Annotated in this window: 15 protein-coding genes; 9 read left to right on the top strand and 6 right to left on the bottom strand. The window is 71.4% G+C overall.

From position 1 onward, the window contains the following. Positions 1-30: 30 nt before the first annotated feature. Entirely contained in the window at positions 31-1,788 is a 1,758-nt protein-coding gene (sucB, locus tag WFI00_RS14390) for a 2-oxoglutarate dehydrogenase, E2 component, dihydrolipoamide succinyltransferase (protein WP_336633002.1), read from the top strand. Between the two features lie 18 nt (positions 1,789-1,806). On the opposite strand, the gene WFI00_RS14385 is transcribed toward sucB, so the two are convergent. Next, positions 1,807-3,309 (bottom strand): hypothetical protein, encoded by a 1,503-nt coding sequence (locus WFI00_RS14385; protein WP_336633001.1) that lies wholly within the window; start codon positions 3,307-3,309, stop codon positions 1,807-1,809. A 133-nt stretch (positions 3,310-3,442) separates the two neighbouring features. On the opposite strand from WFI00_RS14385, the gene WFI00_RS14380 reads away from it, so the two are divergent. Further along, on the top strand, positions 3,443-4,153 hold the full coding sequence (locus WFI00_RS14380) for a DUF4191 domain-containing protein (protein WP_336633000.1): 711 nt from the start codon (positions 3,443-3,445) through the stop codon (positions 4,151-4,153). Positions 4,154-4,315: 162 nt separating this feature from the next. Here WFI00_RS14380 and WFI00_RS14375 read toward each other — a convergent pair whose 3' ends face one another. After that, complete coding sequence (locus tag WFI00_RS14375) at positions 4,316-4,750, bottom strand: RDD family protein (RefSeq protein ID WP_336632999.1); 435 nt, start codon at positions 4,748-4,750, stop codon at positions 4,316-4,318. A 130-nt stretch (positions 4,751-4,880) separates the two neighbouring features. Here WFI00_RS14375 and glnA point away from each other — a divergent pair, with 130 nt between their 5' ends. From glnA to WFI00_RS14355, 4 genes are all read left to right on the top strand, one after another. Next, a complete protein-coding gene (glnA, locus tag WFI00_RS14370; RefSeq protein ID WP_336632998.1) occupies positions 4,881-6,305 on the top strand; it encodes a type I glutamate--ammonia ligase in 1,425 nt (474 codons plus the stop codon). A gap of 143 nt (positions 6,306-6,448) precedes the next feature. Continuing rightward, positions 6,449-8,224, top strand: coding sequence for a TIGR03767 family metallophosphoesterase (locus WFI00_RS14365; RefSeq protein ID WP_336632997.1), 1,776 nt, complete (start codon positions 6,449-6,451; stop codon positions 8,222-8,224). Beyond that, positions 8,221-8,574 (top strand): hypothetical protein, encoded by a 354-nt coding sequence (locus WFI00_RS14360; RefSeq protein WP_336632996.1) that lies wholly within the window; start codon positions 8,221-8,223, stop codon positions 8,572-8,574. The genes WFI00_RS14365 and WFI00_RS14360 overlap by 4 nt, the downstream gene beginning before the upstream one ends. Continuing rightward, on the top strand, positions 8,571-9,158 hold the full coding sequence (locus WFI00_RS14355; RefSeq protein ID WP_336632995.1) for a hypothetical protein: 588 nt from the start codon (positions 8,571-8,573) through the stop codon (positions 9,156-9,158). Before WFI00_RS14360 ends, WFI00_RS14355 begins: the two co-directional genes overlap by 4 nt. Here WFI00_RS14355 and WFI00_RS14350 read toward each other — a convergent pair. The 3 genes from WFI00_RS14350 to WFI00_RS14340 are packed head-to-tail and all read right to left on the bottom strand — an operon-like array spanning position 9,149 to position 13,773. Next, complete coding sequence (locus WFI00_RS14350; RefSeq protein WP_336632994.1) at positions 9,149-12,148, bottom strand: bifunctional [glutamine synthetase] adenylyltransferase/[glutamine synthetase]-adenylyl-L-tyrosine phosphorylase; 3,000 nt, start codon at positions 12,146-12,148, stop codon at positions 9,149-9,151. The genes WFI00_RS14355 and WFI00_RS14350 overlap by 10 nt on opposite strands. A 6-nt stretch (positions 12,149-12,154) precedes the next feature. Continuing rightward, complete coding sequence (locus WFI00_RS14345; RefSeq protein ID WP_336632993.1) at positions 12,155-13,492, bottom strand: glutamine synthetase family protein; 1,338 nt, start codon at positions 13,490-13,492, stop codon at positions 12,155-12,157. Positions 13,493-13,542: 50 nt separating this feature from the next. Further along, positions 13,543-13,773, bottom strand: coding sequence for an SPOR domain-containing protein (locus WFI00_RS14340; protein WP_336632992.1), 231 nt, complete (start codon positions 13,771-13,773; stop codon positions 13,543-13,545). Between the two features lie 70 nt (positions 13,774-13,843). Here WFI00_RS14340 and ppgK point away from each other — a divergent pair, with 70 nt between their 5' ends. Continuing rightward, the gene (gene ppgK, locus WFI00_RS14335; protein ID WP_336632991.1) at positions 13,844-14,602 is read left to right on the top strand and encodes a polyphosphate--glucose phosphotransferase; all 759 of its coding nucleotides are present in this window, start codon (positions 13,844-13,846) and stop codon (positions 14,600-14,602) included. Positions 14,603-14,682: 80 nt separating this feature from the next. Here ppgK and WFI00_RS14330 read toward each other — a convergent pair whose 3' ends face one another. Continuing rightward, positions 14,683-15,258 (bottom strand): dihydrofolate reductase family protein, encoded by a 576-nt coding sequence (locus WFI00_RS14330; protein WP_336632990.1) that lies wholly within the window; start codon positions 15,256-15,258, stop codon positions 14,683-14,685. 71 nt (positions 15,259-15,329) lie between these two features. Here WFI00_RS14330 and WFI00_RS14325 point away from each other — a divergent pair, with 71 nt between their 5' ends. Together WFI00_RS14325 and WFI00_RS14320 are read left to right on the top strand one after the other, a co-directional pair. Further along, entirely contained in the window at positions 15,330-15,896 is a 567-nt protein-coding gene (locus WFI00_RS14325; protein WP_336632989.1) for a TetR/AcrR family transcriptional regulator, read from the top strand. Between the two features lie 147 nt (positions 15,897-16,043). Further along, the gene (locus WFI00_RS14320) at positions 16,044-18,353 is read left to right on the top strand and encodes a HelD family protein (RefSeq protein ID WP_336632988.1); all 2,310 of its coding nucleotides are present in this window, start codon (positions 16,044-16,046) and stop codon (positions 18,351-18,353) included. Position 18,354 lies beyond the last annotated feature (1 nt).

Below are 18,354 nucleotides of genomic sequence, written 5' to 3'. Positions count from 1 at the left end.
GACATCGGACTTTCTGAAGGAGACACAGTCATGAGCACATCCGTGGTCCTCCCCGCGCTCGGAGAGAGCGTCACCGAGGGAACGGTCACCCGCTGGCTCAAGAAGGTCGGTGACACGATCCAGGCCGATGAGGGTCTGCTCGAGATCTCGACCGACAAGGTGGACACGGAGATCCCGTCGCCCGTGAGCGGCGTGATCGAGGAGATCCTCGTGCAGGAGGACGAGACCGTCGAGGTCGGCGCCGTCCTGGCGAAGATCGGCGACGGTTCCAGCCCCGCACCGGCCGACGACGCTCCCGCACAGGAGCAGCCGGCCGCCGAAGCGGCGCCCGAGCCCGCGCCCGCCGAGGCGCCGGCCCAGGCCGAGACATCGGCGCCCGCCGCCCCGTCGGGCGACGCAAAGGACGTCGTGCTCCCCGAGCTGGGCGAGAGCGTCACCGAGGGCACCGTCACCCGCTGGCTGAAGCAGGTCGGAGACGACGTCGCGGTGGACGAGCCGCTCCTGGAGATCTCCACCGACAAGGTCGACACCGAGATCCCGTCGCCCGTCGCCGGGACCCTGCAGGAGGTCCTGGTCGGCGAGGACGAGACGGTCGCCGTGGGCGCCGTCCTGGCCCGCATCGGCTCGGGCGCTCCCGCCGCCGACCCGGCGCCCGCCGCCCCGGCTCCCGCCGCCGAGCCGGCGCCCGCTCCGGCACCCGCCGCTGCTCCGGCCGCCGCTCCGGCTCCGGCCGCCGCTCCGGCTCCGGCCGCCGCTCCGGCTCCGGCCGCCGCTCCGGCTCCGGCCGCCGCTCCGGCTCCGGCCGCTGCTCCGGCGCCGACTCCGGCTCCGGCCGCTGCTCCGGCGCCCGCTGCGGCTCCGGCTGCGGCGACCGACGACGAGGTCACGACGTACGTCACGCCCCTCGTCCGTCGTCTCGCGCAGCAGCAGGGCGTCGACCTGGCGACCGTGACCGGCACCGGCGTGGGCGGACGCATCCGCAAGGAGGACGTCCTGCACGCCGCCGAGGCCGCCGCCGCGCCGACCGCCCCGACCGCCCCGCCGGCAACGGCACCGGCCCTCGAGGTCTCGCCGCTGCGCGGCACGACCCAGCCGATGTCGCGCCTGCGCAAGGTGCTGGCCGAGCGCGCCGTCGCCTCGATGCAGCAGACGGCTCAGCTCACGACGGTCGTCAAGGTCGATGTGACCAAGGTCGCCGCCTACCGCACCGCGGTGCAGTCCGACTTCGTCGCGAAGACCGGCGGCAAGCTGTCGTTCCTGCCCTTCTTCGTCCTCGCCGCCGCCGAGGCGCTGCAGGCCTTCCCGGTCATCAACGCGACCGTGAACGGCACGGACATCGTCTACCCGTCCACGGAGAACATCTCGATCGCCGTCGACACCGAGCGGGGTCTGCTGACGCCGGTCCTGCGCGACGCGGGGGGCAAGTCGCTCGCCGCGATCTCGTCCGAGATCGCGGATCTCGCGGCGCGCACGCGCGACAACAAGCTGAAGCCGGACGAGCTCGCCGGCGGCACGTTCACCGTGACGAACACCGGCTCCCGCGGTGCACTGTTCGACACCCCCGTGGTGTTCCTGCCGCAGTCGGCGATCCTCGGAACCGGCGCGGTCGTCAAGGAGCCGGGCATCGTCAAGGTGGACGGCGTGGACGCGATCGGCGTGCGCTCGTACGTCTACCTCGCGCTGTCCTACGACCACCGCATCGTCGACGGAGCGGACGCCGCCCGCTTCCTGGGCGCCGTCAAGGCACGCCTCGAGGCAGCCGAGTTCGGCCCGCAGCTCGGGATCTGAGACACCCCCGCAGCACGATCATGGCTGGTCCGCGACGTCGTACACGTCGCGGACCAGCCATTTCGCATCCACCCGCACGAGCGCGAGCACGCGGGACCGCCCGCCGGGAAGCTTCACGCGGAACACGGCGACGCCGCCGTACTCGTCGATGAGCGAGGTCTCCGCATCGGGGACCGTGCCGTCGTCGCGCGGCTCGCGCCGGAGATCTGCGGCGAGCGTGGCGGCCCCGCCCGCACGCTCCGGCGACTCGAGGATCTCGGCGCATTCCTCCGGCTCCACACACTCGGAGAGACGACTCAACACGGCGCGTGCCGCCGCTTCGAGGTCGCTCGGCTCCGCCTCCCCGCCCTGAGGCACCGGGTCCGAGTCAGCTTCGGGATCACGCGCCGGATCCGGCTCCGGCGCGGTGGGCCGGATCGACAGCGCATCCGTGGGCGGAGCGCCGTCTCCGCTCGCCCCGCCTTCGCCCGGGCCCGCCGTCCGCTCGCCCGCGTCCTGCGCCGCGTCCATGCCGCTCGCCTCGGACCCGTCGATCGCAGAGGGCCACAGGAGCCCCGCGAGGACGATCGCAACCGCCAGCGCCGCGGCGACGACCCACGGCCTCCCCCGCGACCGCGCCGCCGCGCGAGCTGTCCCTGCGTCCGACCGCGCCCTCCGCGTCCGTCGGCCGCGCGTGCGCTCGCGCCCGGAGGCGCCGCCGCGCCGCGGCGCGGCCGTTCGCACCGCCGCCCGCACCCCTGCCACGGCTCCGTGAACGCGCTCGGCCCACTCCGATCCGACGAACGTCGCGATCCAGGATCCGACCACCGATGAGGCGACGTCCCGCGGTACCGTGACCGGGCTCTTTGATCCCCGGCCTCCGACGTCCGCTCTGGAGGGGCCCGCCGTGGCGCCCGTGCCCGGCTCGGGCATCCGCAGCGGTGCAGGTGCGGCGAGGGCGAACAGGCGTTCCTCGCACGCGGCCACCTCGTCTGCTCCCGCGCGCTCCGCGCGCAGCAGGCCCGCGGCCGCGGTGATCGCCGCCTCGCACGACGCCGGTGCGCCGGCCGCGAGCCGCTCGAGGAGGTGCGCGCCCTCTCGCGACCAGTCCGTGTCGCGGCCCGCCCGGACGACCGCGGCGAGGACCGGTCGACCGGATGCGTCGACCCACCAGGTGCCGGCCGTGATCCGGGCGCTCCGCGCCTCCTGAGCGGCGCGCAGCATGCTGACCGCGATCGTGATCGCCTCCCCCGCGGTGACGTCGTCGCGCAGGAGGGCCCCGAGCCGGTGCGGACAGTGGGGTATGACGGCGGCGTGGCCCGCCTCGCCCGTCCCGTCCACGACACGGGCGAGATCCGTGGGAGCCAGCAGGTGCCGGTCACCTGCGCGCGCCCAGACCGCCTCCGGCATCAGGGCCGGGTCGACCCAGACCGTCGGCGGATCGCCGGCGTGCAGGCGCCCCGGATAGGGCGCCTCGTCGGCTCCGAGTCGCCGCAGCGCACCGGGTTCGTCGAGAAGAAGGTGGCCGGCGGAGGTCGTCATCCTCCGAGTGTGCGCGCCGCGATCGCCGCGACGCCGACGATCGTCGCGATCTGTGCATGGGGAGCGGGGATCCGGGCGTGGGGAGGGACGGATGCGGGCACGGATCCGCGCCGTCCGAAGGTAGGCTGTCCCCATGGCATCCCGCAGTACCTCGCCCGAAAAGCGCCCCGGATTCTTCTCGCAGCTGCGCTCGCTCTTCACCTTCACGAAGGCCGAGTTCGCATGGCTGGGCTGGGCGCTGATCGCCATCGTCATCGTGGGCGTCGCGCTCGGTGTGCTCGTGGGCTTCCTCATCCCGCCGGTCGCCATCTGGAGCATCATCCTCTGGGGTGTCACCGGTCTCATGCTGGGTGTGCTCGCCGCGATGATCACGCTCACGCGCCTGTCGACGCGTGCGATGTACATCAAGCTCGACGGCATGCCCGGCGCCGCCGGCCACATCCTGTCGACGTCACTGGGACGCAACTGGGTCGCCTCGGACATGCCCGTCGGCGTCAACCCCAAGAGCCAGGATGCGGTGTACCGCGTCATCGGCCGCGGTGGCGTGGTCATCGTCGCCGAGGGTGCGCGCGGCCGGCTGACCCGGCTCGTGGGCGACGAGAAGATGAAGGTGCAGCGCGTGGCGTCGGGCGTGCCCATCAACGTCGTGTACGTCGGTCATGGCGAGGGCGACGTCCCCATCTCGAAGCTGTCGTCCACGATCAAGGCCTTCCCGAAGAAGGTCGACCGGGCCACCATGGCGGCCGTGGTGAAGCGGGTCGACTCGGTGTCGCAGTCGGTCACGTCGCTGCCGATCCCGAAGGGCATCGACCCGATGCGCGCGCGGGCGCCTCGGCCCCGGTGACCCTCCACTGAAACCTCCGCTCTGACCCGCGGCTGAGCCCTCGCCGTGCCGGTCGTCGGACCCGTGGTGCGCCTGCACGCCCATGGGACCCCACAGAGGACACCATCCCCACCGCTCCGACGACCGGTCACCCGAAGGCGACGCCCGGAGGCGACGCCGGGGTCAGCCGCGGACGAGGACGGTCCCCGCGGCCTTGTCGTGGAGGCCGCGCTGGTCGTTGTCCCACACGACGGCGGGAATCACGAGACACAGCAGCAGCGTGCGCACGATCGGGCGCCACAGCCCCACCCATCCGCCGCGGGCGAGCTGCAGCCGCATGCCCAGCAGACGATGGCCCGGCGTGCCGCCGAGCGTGGGGAGGAAGAGCACGTTGATCGCGGCGAACACGATCATGGGCGCGAACTGGGTCGATCCGGCCTCGCCGGGCAGGGCGAACTGGTCGTATCCGAAGAACGCCATGGCGATGACCGTGGAGGCCGCGTAGTCGATCGCGAGCGCGCCGATCCGGCGTCCGGGCCGGGCGATGCTCCCCGCACCGGAGGCGGGGAGACCGAGCCGCTCACCGGGGTAGGAGTTCTCGGCCAGGGCATCCGTCACCCCCTCAGCCTAACCGCGGCGTCGTAACATGCCCGAAACACGCGGGATACTGGTGAGCAACCCTCCCCCGCTAGCGTCGAGGCGAGCCTGGCCCCGTCAGGCGTGTTCCACACCCGATCTTGGAGACTCCATGTTCAAAGATTCATCCGAGGTGCTGAAGTTCATCAAGGACGAGGACGTCAAGTTCCTCGACATCCGTTTCACGGATCTCCCTGGTGTGCAGCAGCACTTCAACATCCCGGCCTCGACCGTCGACGAGGAGTTCTTCACGGTCGGTCAGCTGTTCGACGGCTCGTCGATCCGCGGTTTCGCGAACATCCACGAGTCCGACATGCAGCTCATCCCCGACGTGTCGACGGCATACCTCGACCCGTTCCGCGAGGCCAAGACGCTGATCATGGTGTTCGACATCTACAACCCCCGCAACGGGGAGATCTACGCGAAGGACCCGCGTCAGGTCGCCAAGAAGGCGGAGAAGTACCTCGCCTCCACCGGCATCGCCGACACGGCCTTCTTCGCCCCGGAGGCGGAGTTCTACATCTTCGACGACGTCCGCTACGAGGTGAAGCAGAACGCCAGCTTCTACAGCGTCGACTCCGAAGAGGGCGCCTGGAACACGGGCCGCGCCGAAGAGGGCGGCAACCTCGGCAACAAGACCCCCTATAAGGGCGGCTACTTCCCCGTCTCCCCCGTCGACAAGACGGCGGACCTCCGCGACGACATCTCGCTGCGCCTCATCGAGGCGGGCCTCGTCCTCGAGCGCGCCCACCACGAGGTCGGCACCGGCGGACAGCAGGAGATCAACTACCGCTTCGACACGATGGTCCACTCCGCGGACGACATCCTGAAGTTCAAGTACATCGTCAAGAACGTCGCCGAGCAGTGGGGCAAGGTCGCGACCTTCATGCCCAAGCCGCTCTTCGGCGACAACGGCTCGGGCATGCACACGCACCAGTCCCTGTGGCTGAACGGCGAGCCCCTCTTCTACGATGAGAAGGGCTACGGCGGCCTGTCCGACACGGCTCGCTGGTACATCGGCGGCCTCCTCGCGCACGCCCCGGCGGTCCTCGCCTTCACGAACCCGACGCTGAACTCCTACAAGCGCCTGGTCAAGGGCTACGAGGCTCCCGTCAACCTGGTCTACTCGGCCGGCAACCGCTCCGCCGCCATCCGCATCCCGATCACGGGATCGAACCCGAAGGCCAAGCGCATCGAGTTCCGCGCGCCGGATGCCTCGGGCAACCCGTACCTCGCCTTCGCCGCACAGATGATGGCGGGCCTCGACGGCATCAAGAACCGCATCGAGCCGCACGAGCCGGTCGACAAGGACCTCTACGAGCTGCCGCCCGAGGAGGCCAAGAACATCCCGCAGGTCCCGAACTCGCTGCTCGACTCGCTGGAGGCGCTGCGCGCCGACCACGAGTTCCTGCTGGCGGGCGGGGTGTTCACTCCCGAGCTGATCGAGACCTGGATCGAGTACAAGATCGAGAACGAGATCAAGCCGCTCGCGGCGCGTCCGCACCCGTTCGAGTACGAGCTGTACTTCGGCGTCTGACGCTCGTCCGAGAAAACCCCCGGGGTCACCGCCCCGGGGGTTTTCCGCGCCGGGCCCCGTGCGGATATGCGCTCCGCGGGGCCCTCCCGGCGCTAGATTGAGCGCACCCGATCACATCCCCGACGCACCTACCCGGAGGCACCGTGGGCGCGCTCTCCCGCCGCCAGTTCCTCACGCTCGCCGGAGGCCTCGCGACCGCCGCGGCGCTCCCGCGCGACGAGCTCGCCGCGGCGCTGACCGCACCGACGGCCGCGGCCGAGGCGCCCAGCACCCTCGGCCGCACGATCCTCCAGGGCCCGGTGCAGAAGGGCTCCTACCGATCGCTCGTCGCGGGTCCGGGTGAGGCTCACATCCCGCGCCTGGACGTCCTGGGCCGCTCCGCAGCGCCTGGGCGTGCGGCCTCCCGCAGGTCGCTCCTGTACCTCGCGCACCTGTCGGACATGCACGTCATCGACGCCCAGTCGCCCGGGCGGATCGAGCCGATGATCGTGCAGGACCACTCCGCCTGGGGATCGGCGTTCCACCCGCAGGATCCCCTGAGTCCGCACGTCATCGCCGCGATGACGACGTCGATCTCCGATCTGCGCTACAGCCCGGTGACCGGGGCACCGATGGACGCCGCCGTGGTCACCGGCGACAGCGCCGACATGCACTCGCACCGTGAGCTGCGCTGGTACATCGACCTGCTCGACGGGCTGAGCGTCGACCCGCGCACGAGCGACACCTTCCAGGGTGTGCAGGCCTGGGCGGAGGCGGTCTGGGCGTATCGCCCGACGGATCCGGCGGGCGGCGCGTTCGGCGCCTACGGCTTCCCCACCCTCCCGACCCTGCTCGACGACGCGATCTCGCGCCCGGTGGCCTCCGTCGGGCTCCCTGCCCCGTGGTACACCGTGTACGGCAACCACGAGACGCTCCTGCTCGGCACGTTCGATCTCGACACGCAGCTGCGGTCCCTGGCGGTGGGCGGACGCAAGTCGTACACGCTCGAGGCGACGGCGGCTCTCGCGCTCGGCGGCTACGCGGCGCGGACGAGCGCCGTGCAGCAGACGCTGGATGCCTGGGGGCTGGAGCTCGGCCTGCGTCCCGGTTTCAAGGCGGTGCCGGCCGTCGCCGACCGTGCGCTGTTCACCCGCCAGGAGTTCATGGCGGAGCACTTCCGCACGCAGCAGCGCCCCGGACCCGTCGGGCACGGCTTCACCGACCACAATCTGCGGTCGGGCGAGACCTGGTGGAAGGCCGATCTCTCCCCCCGCGTGCGCGTCTTCGGCCTCGACACGTGCAACCAGGTGGCGGGACCCGACGGAGCCGTCCCCCAGAACCAGTTCGACTGGCTGCGGGGCGAACTGGAGACCGCCACGAAGGAGAGCCGCCTCGCCATCGTGCTCAGCCACCACAACAGCGACACGCTCGAGAACCGCGCTCAGCGCCCCGGCCAGGACGAGGTGCTCATCGGCGCGGACGAGTTCGTCGCGATGCTGGGGTCCTTCCCGGTCGTCGTCGCCTGGCTCAACGGGCACACGCACCTCAACCAGATCCTCGCGCACCGCTCCGCCGCGGGCGGCTTCTGGGAGATCACGACCGCATCGTGCATCGACTTCCCCCAACAGCAGCAGACGGTGGAGCTCGTCGACAACCGCGACGGCACGCTGTCGATCTTCACGACCGTCGTCGACCACGCGGGCGACCCCACGCCGGGGAGCGGCGCCGACGTCCTCGCCCTCGCCTCGCGCAGCCGGGAGCTCGCCTCGAACGACTGGGCGGAGACGCCCCTCATGCGTCGCGGTTCGCCCCTCGACCGGAACACCGAGCTGCTGCTGCACGCGCCGTTCGACCTGTCGGCGATCAGCGACGCGACGCTCGAGGCCCAGCACCTCACCGCCCGCGCACGCATCCTCGCCCACGAGAGGGGGCTGTCGTGACCGCCCGTCGTGTCGGCGCCGTCATCGCCCTCATCGTCGCCGTGACGACGCTCGCGGCCTGTTCCCAGCTGAGCGCGCTGGCGCCCGTGGGCGGCAACAGGCTCGCCGAGGTGCGATTCGGTGCCATCGATGTGCTGCACGAGCGGGGCATCGACCTCATGACGGCACCGGCGTGCGCCCAGACGGGGGACGGACCGAAGATCTCCTGCGCCGGGACCACGGCGGACGGCGACGACGTCGCCGTCGTGTCGGACACGGGCGACGACGCGAGGCTCGAGGTCTCCGTCGCGGGGACGGTCGTCTTCGAGGGCGCCCTCTCCGAGGTCCTGGATGCGGCGGCGCGCGGATGAGCGGCATCGGATCCTCGCCGCGTCGCGCCGCGCTGTCGGCCGCGACGATCGTCGGCAACGCCGCCGTCCAGGCCGCTGCGATCGCGCTCGCGCCGCGGCTTCCGCTCGACGCGCTCGCACTCGTCCTCGCCGCCCTCTCGGGTGCCGCGATCCTCGGCTCCACGGTCATCCTGTGGGGCCTCGCCCTGAGGCGCGCCGTGCGCCGCACCCTCATGGTCGTCGCCCCCGCCGCACTCGCGACGGTGATCGTCGCGGTGGCGGCGCCCTACCTGCTGCCGCTCGTCATCGCGCTCGTCAGTCCCGTGATCGCCGGCGACGGCCTGGGCCGCGCCTGGTCGCTGGCGCGCAGACGTCCCTGGTCCACCATCGCCGCGCTGCTCCTCACGGTGGTCGCCGTCCTCCTCGCCACGGTCGTCGCGATGCTCCTCGGGCTGCTCCTCCCCGGCCCGCTCGGGGCGGCGGCGGCGTGGCTGGTCACCGGCGCCGGAGCCGTGGCCCTCATCGGCGTGTGGGCCCGTCTGGCGCACGCGATCGCGGACCCGGCGCGCGACCGACCCGGGCCCTCCGCGCATCCTCAGCCGTAGAACAGGCGCTCGAAATCGCGGCGCGCCCGACGGGCGGTCCGCAGCCACTCCTCCTCGACGAGCGTCGCGGAGCGCGGCGGATACTCGAGGAGCCGCCCGATACCGTCGAGCTTGCCCCGATCGGTCGGAAGCACATCGCTCGTCTGCCCCGACAGCAGCGTGTTGGCGGAGCGCAGGCGACTCGCGAGGCGCCACGACGAGGCGAGTCGCTCGGCCTGCGCGGCCTGCAGCAGCCCCGCTTCGCGCGCCGCCTCCAGCGCGTCGAGGGTGGACGTCGTCCGCAGCGCCGGGACGTCGCGTGCGTGCGCGTGCTGCCAGAGCTGGACAAGCCACTCGACGTCGCTGAGCCCGCCCGGACCGAGCTTCAGGTGTCGCGAGCGGTCCGCGCCCTGCGGCAGCCGCTCATTCTCGACCCGCGCCTTGATGCGCTTGATCTCGCGCAGATCCTGGACGTCGACGCGCGCCGGATAGCGGACGTCGTCGGCGAGCGACATGAACCGGGCGATCAGCTTGACGCTGCCCGCGATGCCGCGCGCGCGCAGGAGCGCCTGCGCCTCCCACGAGAGCGACCACCGCCGGTAGTACTCGGCGTAGGAGTCGAGGGAACGGACGAGCGGGCCGTTGCGCCCCTCCGGGCGGAGATCCGCGTCCAGGTCGAACGGCACCCGGTGATCCTCGGAGTACGTGCGCAGACCCGCGACGATCTTCAGCGACAGCTCGTGGGCGCGCTGCGGATCGAGGCCGTTGGGGTCGTACACGTAGAGGACGTCGGCGTCCGAGCCGAAACCGAGCTCGGCTCCGCCGAAGCGCCCCATCGCGATGACGGAGAAGTCGAGCGCGGAGTCCTCGGGCGGGACGATCTCGCGCCGCACCGCGCGGAGGGTCGCCTGGATCTTCACCTCGCTGACGGTGGTGAGCCCGTCGGCGAGCTCGTCGATCGTCAGGGTCCCGAGCACCGCACCGAACGCGAGACGCAGAAGCTCGCGCCGACGCAGCGCGCGTACGGCGTTCATCGCGTCGCCGACGGTCTCGTGCCGGGTCTGGATGGCGCGCGCCTCCTCCTGGAGCGCGTGTCCGCTACGCGGCCGGATGAGCTCGTCGGAGTCGAGCCACGCGACCGACTCGGGGATCCACTCCATCAGCTCGCCGATGTAGCGCGATCCCGACAGCACCCGCGTCAGGCGCTCCGCCGCGCCGGAGGAGTCCCGCAGCATCCGCAGGAACCACGGTGTGTCGCCGAGGCGCTCGCTGACGCGCCGGAACGCCAGCAGTCCGTAGTCGGGGTCGACCCCGTCGGCGAACCATCGGATCATCACCGGCATGAGGTGGCGCTGGATCGTGGCCTTCCGGCTGAGGCCTCCCGTCAGCGCGCCGATGTGCCGCAGGGCACCGGCGGGGTCGCGGAAGCCGATCGCGGCGAGACGGTCGTGAGCCTGTGCGGGCGAGAGCTGCTGCTCCTCGGCGGGCAGGGCCGCCACCGCCGACAGCAGGGGGCGGTAGAACAGTCGCACGTGGATCTCGCGCACCTCGCGCTTGATGCCCTCCCACAGGCCCCACACAGAGGGCCCGTCCGCGGCGAGACGACTCGCCCGGGCGAGGACGCGCAGACCCTCCGGGGCCTGCGGCATGAGGTGCGTGCGCCGCAGCTCCCGCAGCTGGACGCGGTGCTCCAGCACGCGCAGCATCCGGTAGTCGCGTGCGAACGCCGCCGCGTCCGTGCGTCCGATGTACCCCTGTGCGACGAGGGCGTCGAGGGCCTCGAGAGTGCCGCGCTGCCTGATCAGATCGTCGGAGAGGCCGTGCACGAGCTGGAGCAGCTGGACGGTGAACTCGATGTCCCGGATGCCGCCGGGGCCGAGCTTCAACTGGTACGCGACCTCGTCGGCGGGGATGAAGTCGGTGACGCGTTCGCGCATGCGCTGCACGCTGTCGACGAAGTTCTCCCGTGCCGCACTGGTCCAGACCTTTGGCTGGACCGCCGCGACGTATGCCTCGCCCAGCATGCGATCCCCGGCCAAGGGCCGGGCCTTCAGCAGCGCCTGGAACTCCCAGCTCTTGGCCCAGCGGTCGTAGTACGAGAGGTGGGATTCCAGACTGCGGACGAGCGCACCCTGCTTGCCCTCCGGGCGGAGGTTCGCATCGACCTCCCACAGCGGAGGCTCGATCTCCATGCCGGAGATGCCGCGCATGGTCTGCACGGCCAGTCGCGTCGCGATGTCGATGACGCGGCTCTCGCCGACCTCCTCGGTCAGCGCCTCGGACGCGCCGCCGACGAAGATGACGTCGACGTCGCTGACGTAGTTGAGCTCGCGCGCGCCGGTCTTGCCCATCCCGATGATGGCGAGACGGGTGCCCGAGACCTGCGAGCGTGGGAAGAGGCCCGCGCCCGCTCCCCCGCCCGCCACGCGTGTGCGGGCGACGCAGAGCGATGCCTCCAGCGCGGCCCCGGCCGCATCGGCGAGGGCGGCGGCGACCGCCGGCAGCACCTCGACGGGGTCGGATGCCCCGAGATCGACGACCGCGATCCGGGCGAGCAGGCGGCGGTAGCGGACCCGGAGCGACACCCACGCGCTCTCGTCGCCCACCTCGGCGAAGCCGTCCTCGTCGGCCCCGACGGCGGCGCGCAGCTCGGCGATCAGCTCCTCCGCGGTCGGCAGCGAGCCGTCCGGTCCGGGGACGTGCACGAGTTCCTCGGGGTGGCGGAGGAAGAAGTCGGCGAAGCCGTTCGACGCACCGAGCAGCAGCCAGATCGTCGATCCGACGCGCTGCAGCGCCCCCGCGACGGCGGACGGGTCGCGCCGGGCGATCCGCGCCAGGGCGGCCAGGGCCGCATCCGGATCGGCGGCTCGGTCCGCCCCGCCGAGGATGTGCGCGCGCGAGAGGTCGAGCGCCGCGGAGAGCTCGGTCAGCAGCGTCTCGGCGTGCCCGATGTCGCCGAACCCGTCCCGAGCCAGCTCGGTCCGGGCGGAGGTCCGCTCGCCCGCCGACATGGCCGCCTAGAGCATCTCCAGGTTGCTCTGCAGCTCGAACGGCGTCACCTGGGCGCGGTACTCCTGCCACTCGCGGCGCTTGTTGAGCAGCACGTAGTTGAAGACCTGCTCACCGAGCGTCTCGGCGACCAGCTCCGATTCCTCCATGTACTCGAGGGCGTGGTCGAGGCTCGCCGGCAGCGGCGCATAGCCGAGCGCGCGACGCTCGGCGTCGGTCAGCGACCAGACGTTGTCCTCGGCCTCGGGCGGGAGCTCGTACCCCTCCTCGATGCCCTTGAGACCGGCGGCGAGCAGCAGCGCGTACGCCAGGTACGGGTTCGCGGCGGAGTCCAGAGCGCGGTACTCGACGCGCGTCGACTGGCCCTTGTTCGGCTTGTACATCGGCACGCGCACGAGCGCGGAGCGATTGTTGTGACCCCAGCAGATGAAGCTGGGCGCCTCGTCGCCGCCCCACAGGCGCTTGTACGAGTTGACGAACTGGTTCGTGACGGCGGCGATCTCGTTCGCGTGGGTCAGGAGTCCGGCGATGAACTGTCGCCCCGTCTTGGAGAGCTGGTACTGCGCACCCTCCTCGTAGAAGGCGTTCTGATCGCCCTCGAACAGCGACATGTGCGTGTGCATGCCGCTCCCCGGCTTGCCGGACAGGGGCTTCGGCATGAAGGTGGCGTACACGCCCTGCTCGATGGCCACCTCCTTCACGACGGTGCGGAACGTCATGATGTTGTCGGCCGTCGCGAGGGCGTCGGCGTAGCGCAGGTCGATCTCGTTCTGGCCGGGACCGCCCTCGTGGTGGCTGAACTCGACCGAGATGCCGAGATCTTCCAGCATCCGCACGCTGCGGCGGCGGAAGTCGTGCGCCGTCCCGCCGGGGACGTTGTCGAAGTACCCTGCGGAGTCGACGGGCTCGGGTCCGTTGGGCCCGTACGCCGACGACTTGAGCAGGTAGAACTCGATCTCGGGGTGCGTGTAGAACGTGAACCCGGCATCGGCCGCCTTCGCGAGCGTGCGCTTGAGCACGTGACGGGGGTCGGCGACGGCGGGCTGGCCGTCCGGCGTCGTGATGTCGCAGAACATCCGCGCCGTCGGGTCGATCTCACCGCGCCAGGGCAGTGTCTGGAACGTCGTCGGATCGGGGTGGGCGAGCAGGTCCGACTCGTAGGAGCGCGTCAGGCCCTCGATCGCCGAGCCGTCGAATCCGAGACCCTCGGTGAAGGCACCCTCCACCTCGGCCGGGGCGATCGCGACGGACTTGAGGGTGCCGATCACATCCGTGAACCAGAGGCGGACGAACTTGATCCCCCGCTCCTCGATCGTGCGCAGTACGAAGTCCCGCTGCTTGTCCATCGCGTCCTCTCACACACGGCTTCGCGTGCGAAGCCGAACCGAAGGCCAGACTATCGGGCCGAGGTGTCCGAGCCGTCACCGTCGGCGGGCGCGCCCCAGGCGTCCTCGGCGGCGTCGTCGTCGGCCCAGGCGCGGGAGCGCTCGGCGAGCAGCTTCGGCGCGTTGGCCGCCTCTTCCTCCGTGTCGAACGGTCCGGCGCGATCGATCGCCGGCGACTCGAAGCCGCGCTCCACGGTGCCCGTGGTGAGGTTGTACCAGTACTTGTCTTCGCCGGCGGACATCGCGGGCTCCTTCCCATGGGGTCAGGTCGATCCTAACGAGACGAGCGCGCGACCTGGATAGGCTGAAGGCATGACGACGAAGGCGACCCGCGCGGTCGGAGTGGACATCGGCGGCACGGGCATCAAGGGTGCCCTCGTGGACCTCGAGGCGGGTGGACTCCTGAGCGACCGCGTCAAGGTGCCGACACCCAAGGGCGCCGAGCCCGACGACGTTCTCGCCGCGGTGCGGATCGTGCTCGACACCCTCGGCGTCACCGACGCGGACATCCCGCTCGGCGTCGCCTTCCCGGCCATCATCAAGCACGGACGGACGCTGTCGGCGGCGAACGTGGCCGACACGTGGATCGGCTTCGAGGCGGAGAAGTTCTTCGAGGACGGACTCGGGCGCGAGATCCACTTCGCGAACGACGCCGACGTCGCCGGGATCGCCGAGGCCCGCTACGGCGCGGCTCGCGGCGTCGACGGGCTCGTCCTGCTCACGACGCTGGGGACCGGCATCGGCACGGCGATGCTCCACGACGGCGTCCTCATCCCCAACGCCGAACTGGGGCACCTGCCGCGTGCGGGCAAGACGACCGACTTCGAGGCGTGGGCCGCGTACTCGGCGGTCGAGCGTGAGGAGCTCAGCTGGTCGAAGTGGGCCAAGAGGCTCCAGACCTACTACGACACATTGGAGTTCCTGCTGAGCCCCGACCTGTTCATCGTCGGCGGCGGCGTCTCGAAGCACGCGGACGAGTTCCTGCCGCTGCTGTCGCTCTCGACGCCGATCGTCCCGGCCGTCCACCGCAACAACGCGGGGATCATCGGCGCCGCAGCCCTCGCCGTCTGAGCAGCCAGGCGTCGGGGGCCACCGCCAGGCGCGTGCGCAAGGAATTCTTCGGCTGCGCCGGTCGAGGCCGACCACGCGGCTCACGCTCCGCCACGGGAGGTGTACTCCTCGATCACGACACCCGACTCGAATGAGCGGGTTCTGGTCAGAGCGAACGCGCGCGGCTCGTACGGGGCAGTGCCGAACAGGGAGATGCCGGAGCCGAAGACCACTGGGTTGCGTTTCAGGACGAGGCCGTCGATCTCCGGCAGTAGCGTGCCCGCGAGCACCCCACCCCCGCAGAGCCAGACGTCTAGACCGTCTTCCCGCTTCAGACTGCGGACCGCGGCGAGAGGATCGTCGGTGAGCGTGATCTCCGGATCGACGTCGCGCGGGCTGCGGCTCGCAACGACCTGACGCAGGTGGGGGTACGGGCTGGAGATTCCGATATCGAGCGCGGGTGCGAGCGTGTTCCACCCCATGATCACCGTGTCGAATCGCGTCTTGGGCGGTTCGATTCCCCGCGCCGTGTGCACGTGCGTGGGCAGCGCGTCCGCGTACTCGCCGAACACGACCGATGCGTGGTCGCCGTCGACGAGGAACGAATCGAAACCGCCGGTCGGGTCGGCGATGTATCCGTCGATGCTGACAGCGACGTAGTAGACGAGGTTCCTCATGGTGTCTCCGATCACGACAGTTGTCGTAGTCAAAGTACAACAGGAGTCGTAGTTTAGCTAGCATGAGCGACATGGCTCGCAATGACGAACGACGCTCGGCTCTCGCCGACGCGGGGATCCGCGTGCTGGCGGAGGAAGGAGCACGCGGTCTCACGCATCGCGCTGTCGACGCCGCCGCCGGCACGCCACGTGGCACTGCCTCGAACTACTTCCCGACCCGTGACGATCTCGTCTCCGCACTCGTCGGCCGCATCGGTGAGCGACTCACCCCCGATCCCGAGGCTGCGTCTTCGCGCGCAGCTCGGATCCCCGACCGCGAGCTCTTCGCCGACTACCTGCGTGACGTCGTGCGGCGACTCAGTGCTGACCCGCACGTGTCACTCGCCCTCTTCGAGCTGCGGCTGGAAGCCGCACGGCGTCCTGCTGTCGCCGAAGCGCTCGGGGCGTGGCGACAGCGAGCCTTCCAGGAGGACGTCTCATTCAACGTCGGCTCTGGCCTGCCAGGGGGACGAACGGAGATCGCCTTGTTCCACTACGCCATCGACGGGCTGATGCTCGACCATCTCACCGCGCCACTCGATACCGGATTGTCCGTCGACGTCGCCATAAACGAGTTCGTCGACCGCATACTTCGGTGACCCCGGCCTCCTGGCCAGCAACAGTCAGGCGTCGACCTTCCTCTTCCATTATCCCTCCGCACGGGGGGCTTGCCGCAACGCCCCCGTCGTGAGGCAGAATCGCTGATCGCGCGCGGATTCCGCCCGCGCGGCGAGGGGAGAGTAGCGATGACCGAGGCGACCGCGAACGGTGTCTTCCACCTTCCGGATCGGCTGCGCGCGAAGGGGGTGCCCGCGCTCGTCGCGGACGACGAACGCCACTTCGCCCGTGTGTCCGCCGCTCTCGCGGCGACCCGCAACGACCTCGATCGGCGCCTCGCGGACGCCCGGCGCCTGCAGACCCGCTCCGGGCAGGAGGCGCTGGAGCGAGACCTCGAGATCCAGCGGCTCAGCGCGCGTCGGGGCGTGCTGAGCCGTTTCGGCGACGACGTCTGCATCGGTCGCACCGTCGCCCTCGACGGCACCGTCACTCACATCGGCCGGCTGGGACTCGCCGATGACGAGGGCCGGCGCCTCCTCGTGGACTGGCGGGCGCCGGCGGCGGAGCCCTTCTTCGCGGCCGGCCACGGGCATCCGATGGGTCTGACGAGCCGCCGCCGATACCGCTGGGTGCGCGGATGCATCGTCGACTACTGGGACGAGGTGTTCGCGGAGGACGGGATCGACCGCAGCGCCGCCCTCGACGACCAGTCCGCGTTCATCGCGAGCCTGGGGGCGAGCCGCTCGCCGAAGATGCGCGACGTGCTCGCGACGATCCAGACCGACCAGGATGCCGTCATCCGCTCCGGATCGCGGGGCGCCCTCGTGGTGGACGGCGGCCCCGGCACCGGCAAGACGGTCGTCGCGCTGCACCGCGCCGCCTACCTCCTGTACGCCGATCCGCGCCTGCAGCCCGGCCGCGGCGGGCTGCTGTTCGTCGGCCCGCACCGTCCGTACATCGACTACATCGACGAGGTGCTCCCCAGTCTCGGCGAAGAGGGTGCCGTCGTCGCCACCCTGGCGGAGCTGGTGACCGGCGGCCCGGACGTCGCGGAGGAGCCCGACCCGCACCTGCGTCGCATCGCCGGGGACGCGCGCATGCCGGACGCGGTCGAGGCCGCCGTGCGCCTCTGGGAGCGCCCGCCCGCGACGCGCACGACCGTGCCCACGGCGTGGGGGCCGGTCGCGGTGAGCGCGTGGGAGTGGAGCGAGGTGTTCACCGCGGCCGCGGAGGGCCTTCCGCACAACGCCGTGCGCACGGACGCGCGGGACCGGTTGCTCGACCTGATCGCGGAGCGGATCGACGCCGCACTCCGGCGCGGCGGCGAGCCGGGCGCGCAGGGGGGCGCATGGGGCGAGAACTGGGGCGAAGGGTGGGGCGAAGCGTCCGTTTCCGCACGATCGCCGGAGCACCACGTCGACGCGTACGCCGCGGAGGAGGATTTCGACGCGTACGGCCTCGTCGACGACGACGCGGAGGCCCCCACCCGCGCGGCGCTCGAGGACGACGAGGACCTCTCCGCTTACCTGGAGGGCCTCTGGCCGCTGCTCGACCCCGACGCCCTGCTGCGAGGCCTGTTCGCGTCTCCGCGGATGCTCCGCGTCTGCGCCCCGTGGCTCGCGGGCGACGAGGCCGCCCGCCTCGCCGCCCACGCCGGGGCGACGGAATGGACGGACGTCGATCTGCCGCTGCTGGACGTCGCGCGACGACGCGTCGGCGACCCGAGGGCGGAGCTCCGCCGCCTCCGCCGACGCGCCGAGGAGGCCTCGGAGAGACGGGTGCGCGCCGATGTCGTCACCCACCTCGTCGCCGCCGACGACGGAGATCTGCGCATCATGTCGATGCTGCGGGGCCAGGACCTCCGGAGGACCCTCGCGGCGCACGATGAGGAGGACGTCGATCCCCTGGCGGGCCCCTTCGCCCACATCGTCGTCGACGAGGCGCAGGAGCTCACGGATGCGCAGTGGCGGATGCTGCTGCGTCGATGCCCCGCGCGCAGTTTCACGATCGTGGGCGATCGCGCACAGGCGCGCCACGGCTTCGAGGAGTCCTGGGACGAGCGGCTGCGCCGCATCGGCATGGACGATGTCCGCATCGCCGCACTGTCGATCAACTACCGCACTCCGCAGGAGGTGATGGATGTCGCCGGTCCCGTCATCCGCGAGGCCCTCCCCGATGCGAACGTGCCGACGGCCATCCGGCGCAGCGGCGTGTCGGTGCACCGAGGACGGGTGGCGGAGCTCGAGGGCATCCTCGCCGGGTGGCTGCATCGCCACGACGCCGGGACCGCCGTCGTCGTGGGTGCCCCGGAGTTCCGGCCGGCGCCCGCCGATCACGGTCGTGTGCGCTCCCTCTCGCCCCGTCTCGTGAAGGGCCTGGAGTTCGACCTTGTGGTGCTGGTCGATCCCTCGGCCTTCGGGGAGGGCGTGACGGGCGCGGTCGACCGCTACGTGGCCATGACGCGCGCGACCGGGGAGCTCGTGGTCCTCGAGCCGTGAG

Origin of the sequence: Microbacterium sp. MMO-56, assembly GCF_037146215.1 — a bacterium.
GTDB lineage: Bacteria > Actinomycetota > Actinomycetes > Actinomycetales > Microbacteriaceae > Microbacterium.
Note: the sequence above shows the minus strand (reverse complement) of the source record. Positions and strands in the feature narration are given on the sequence as shown.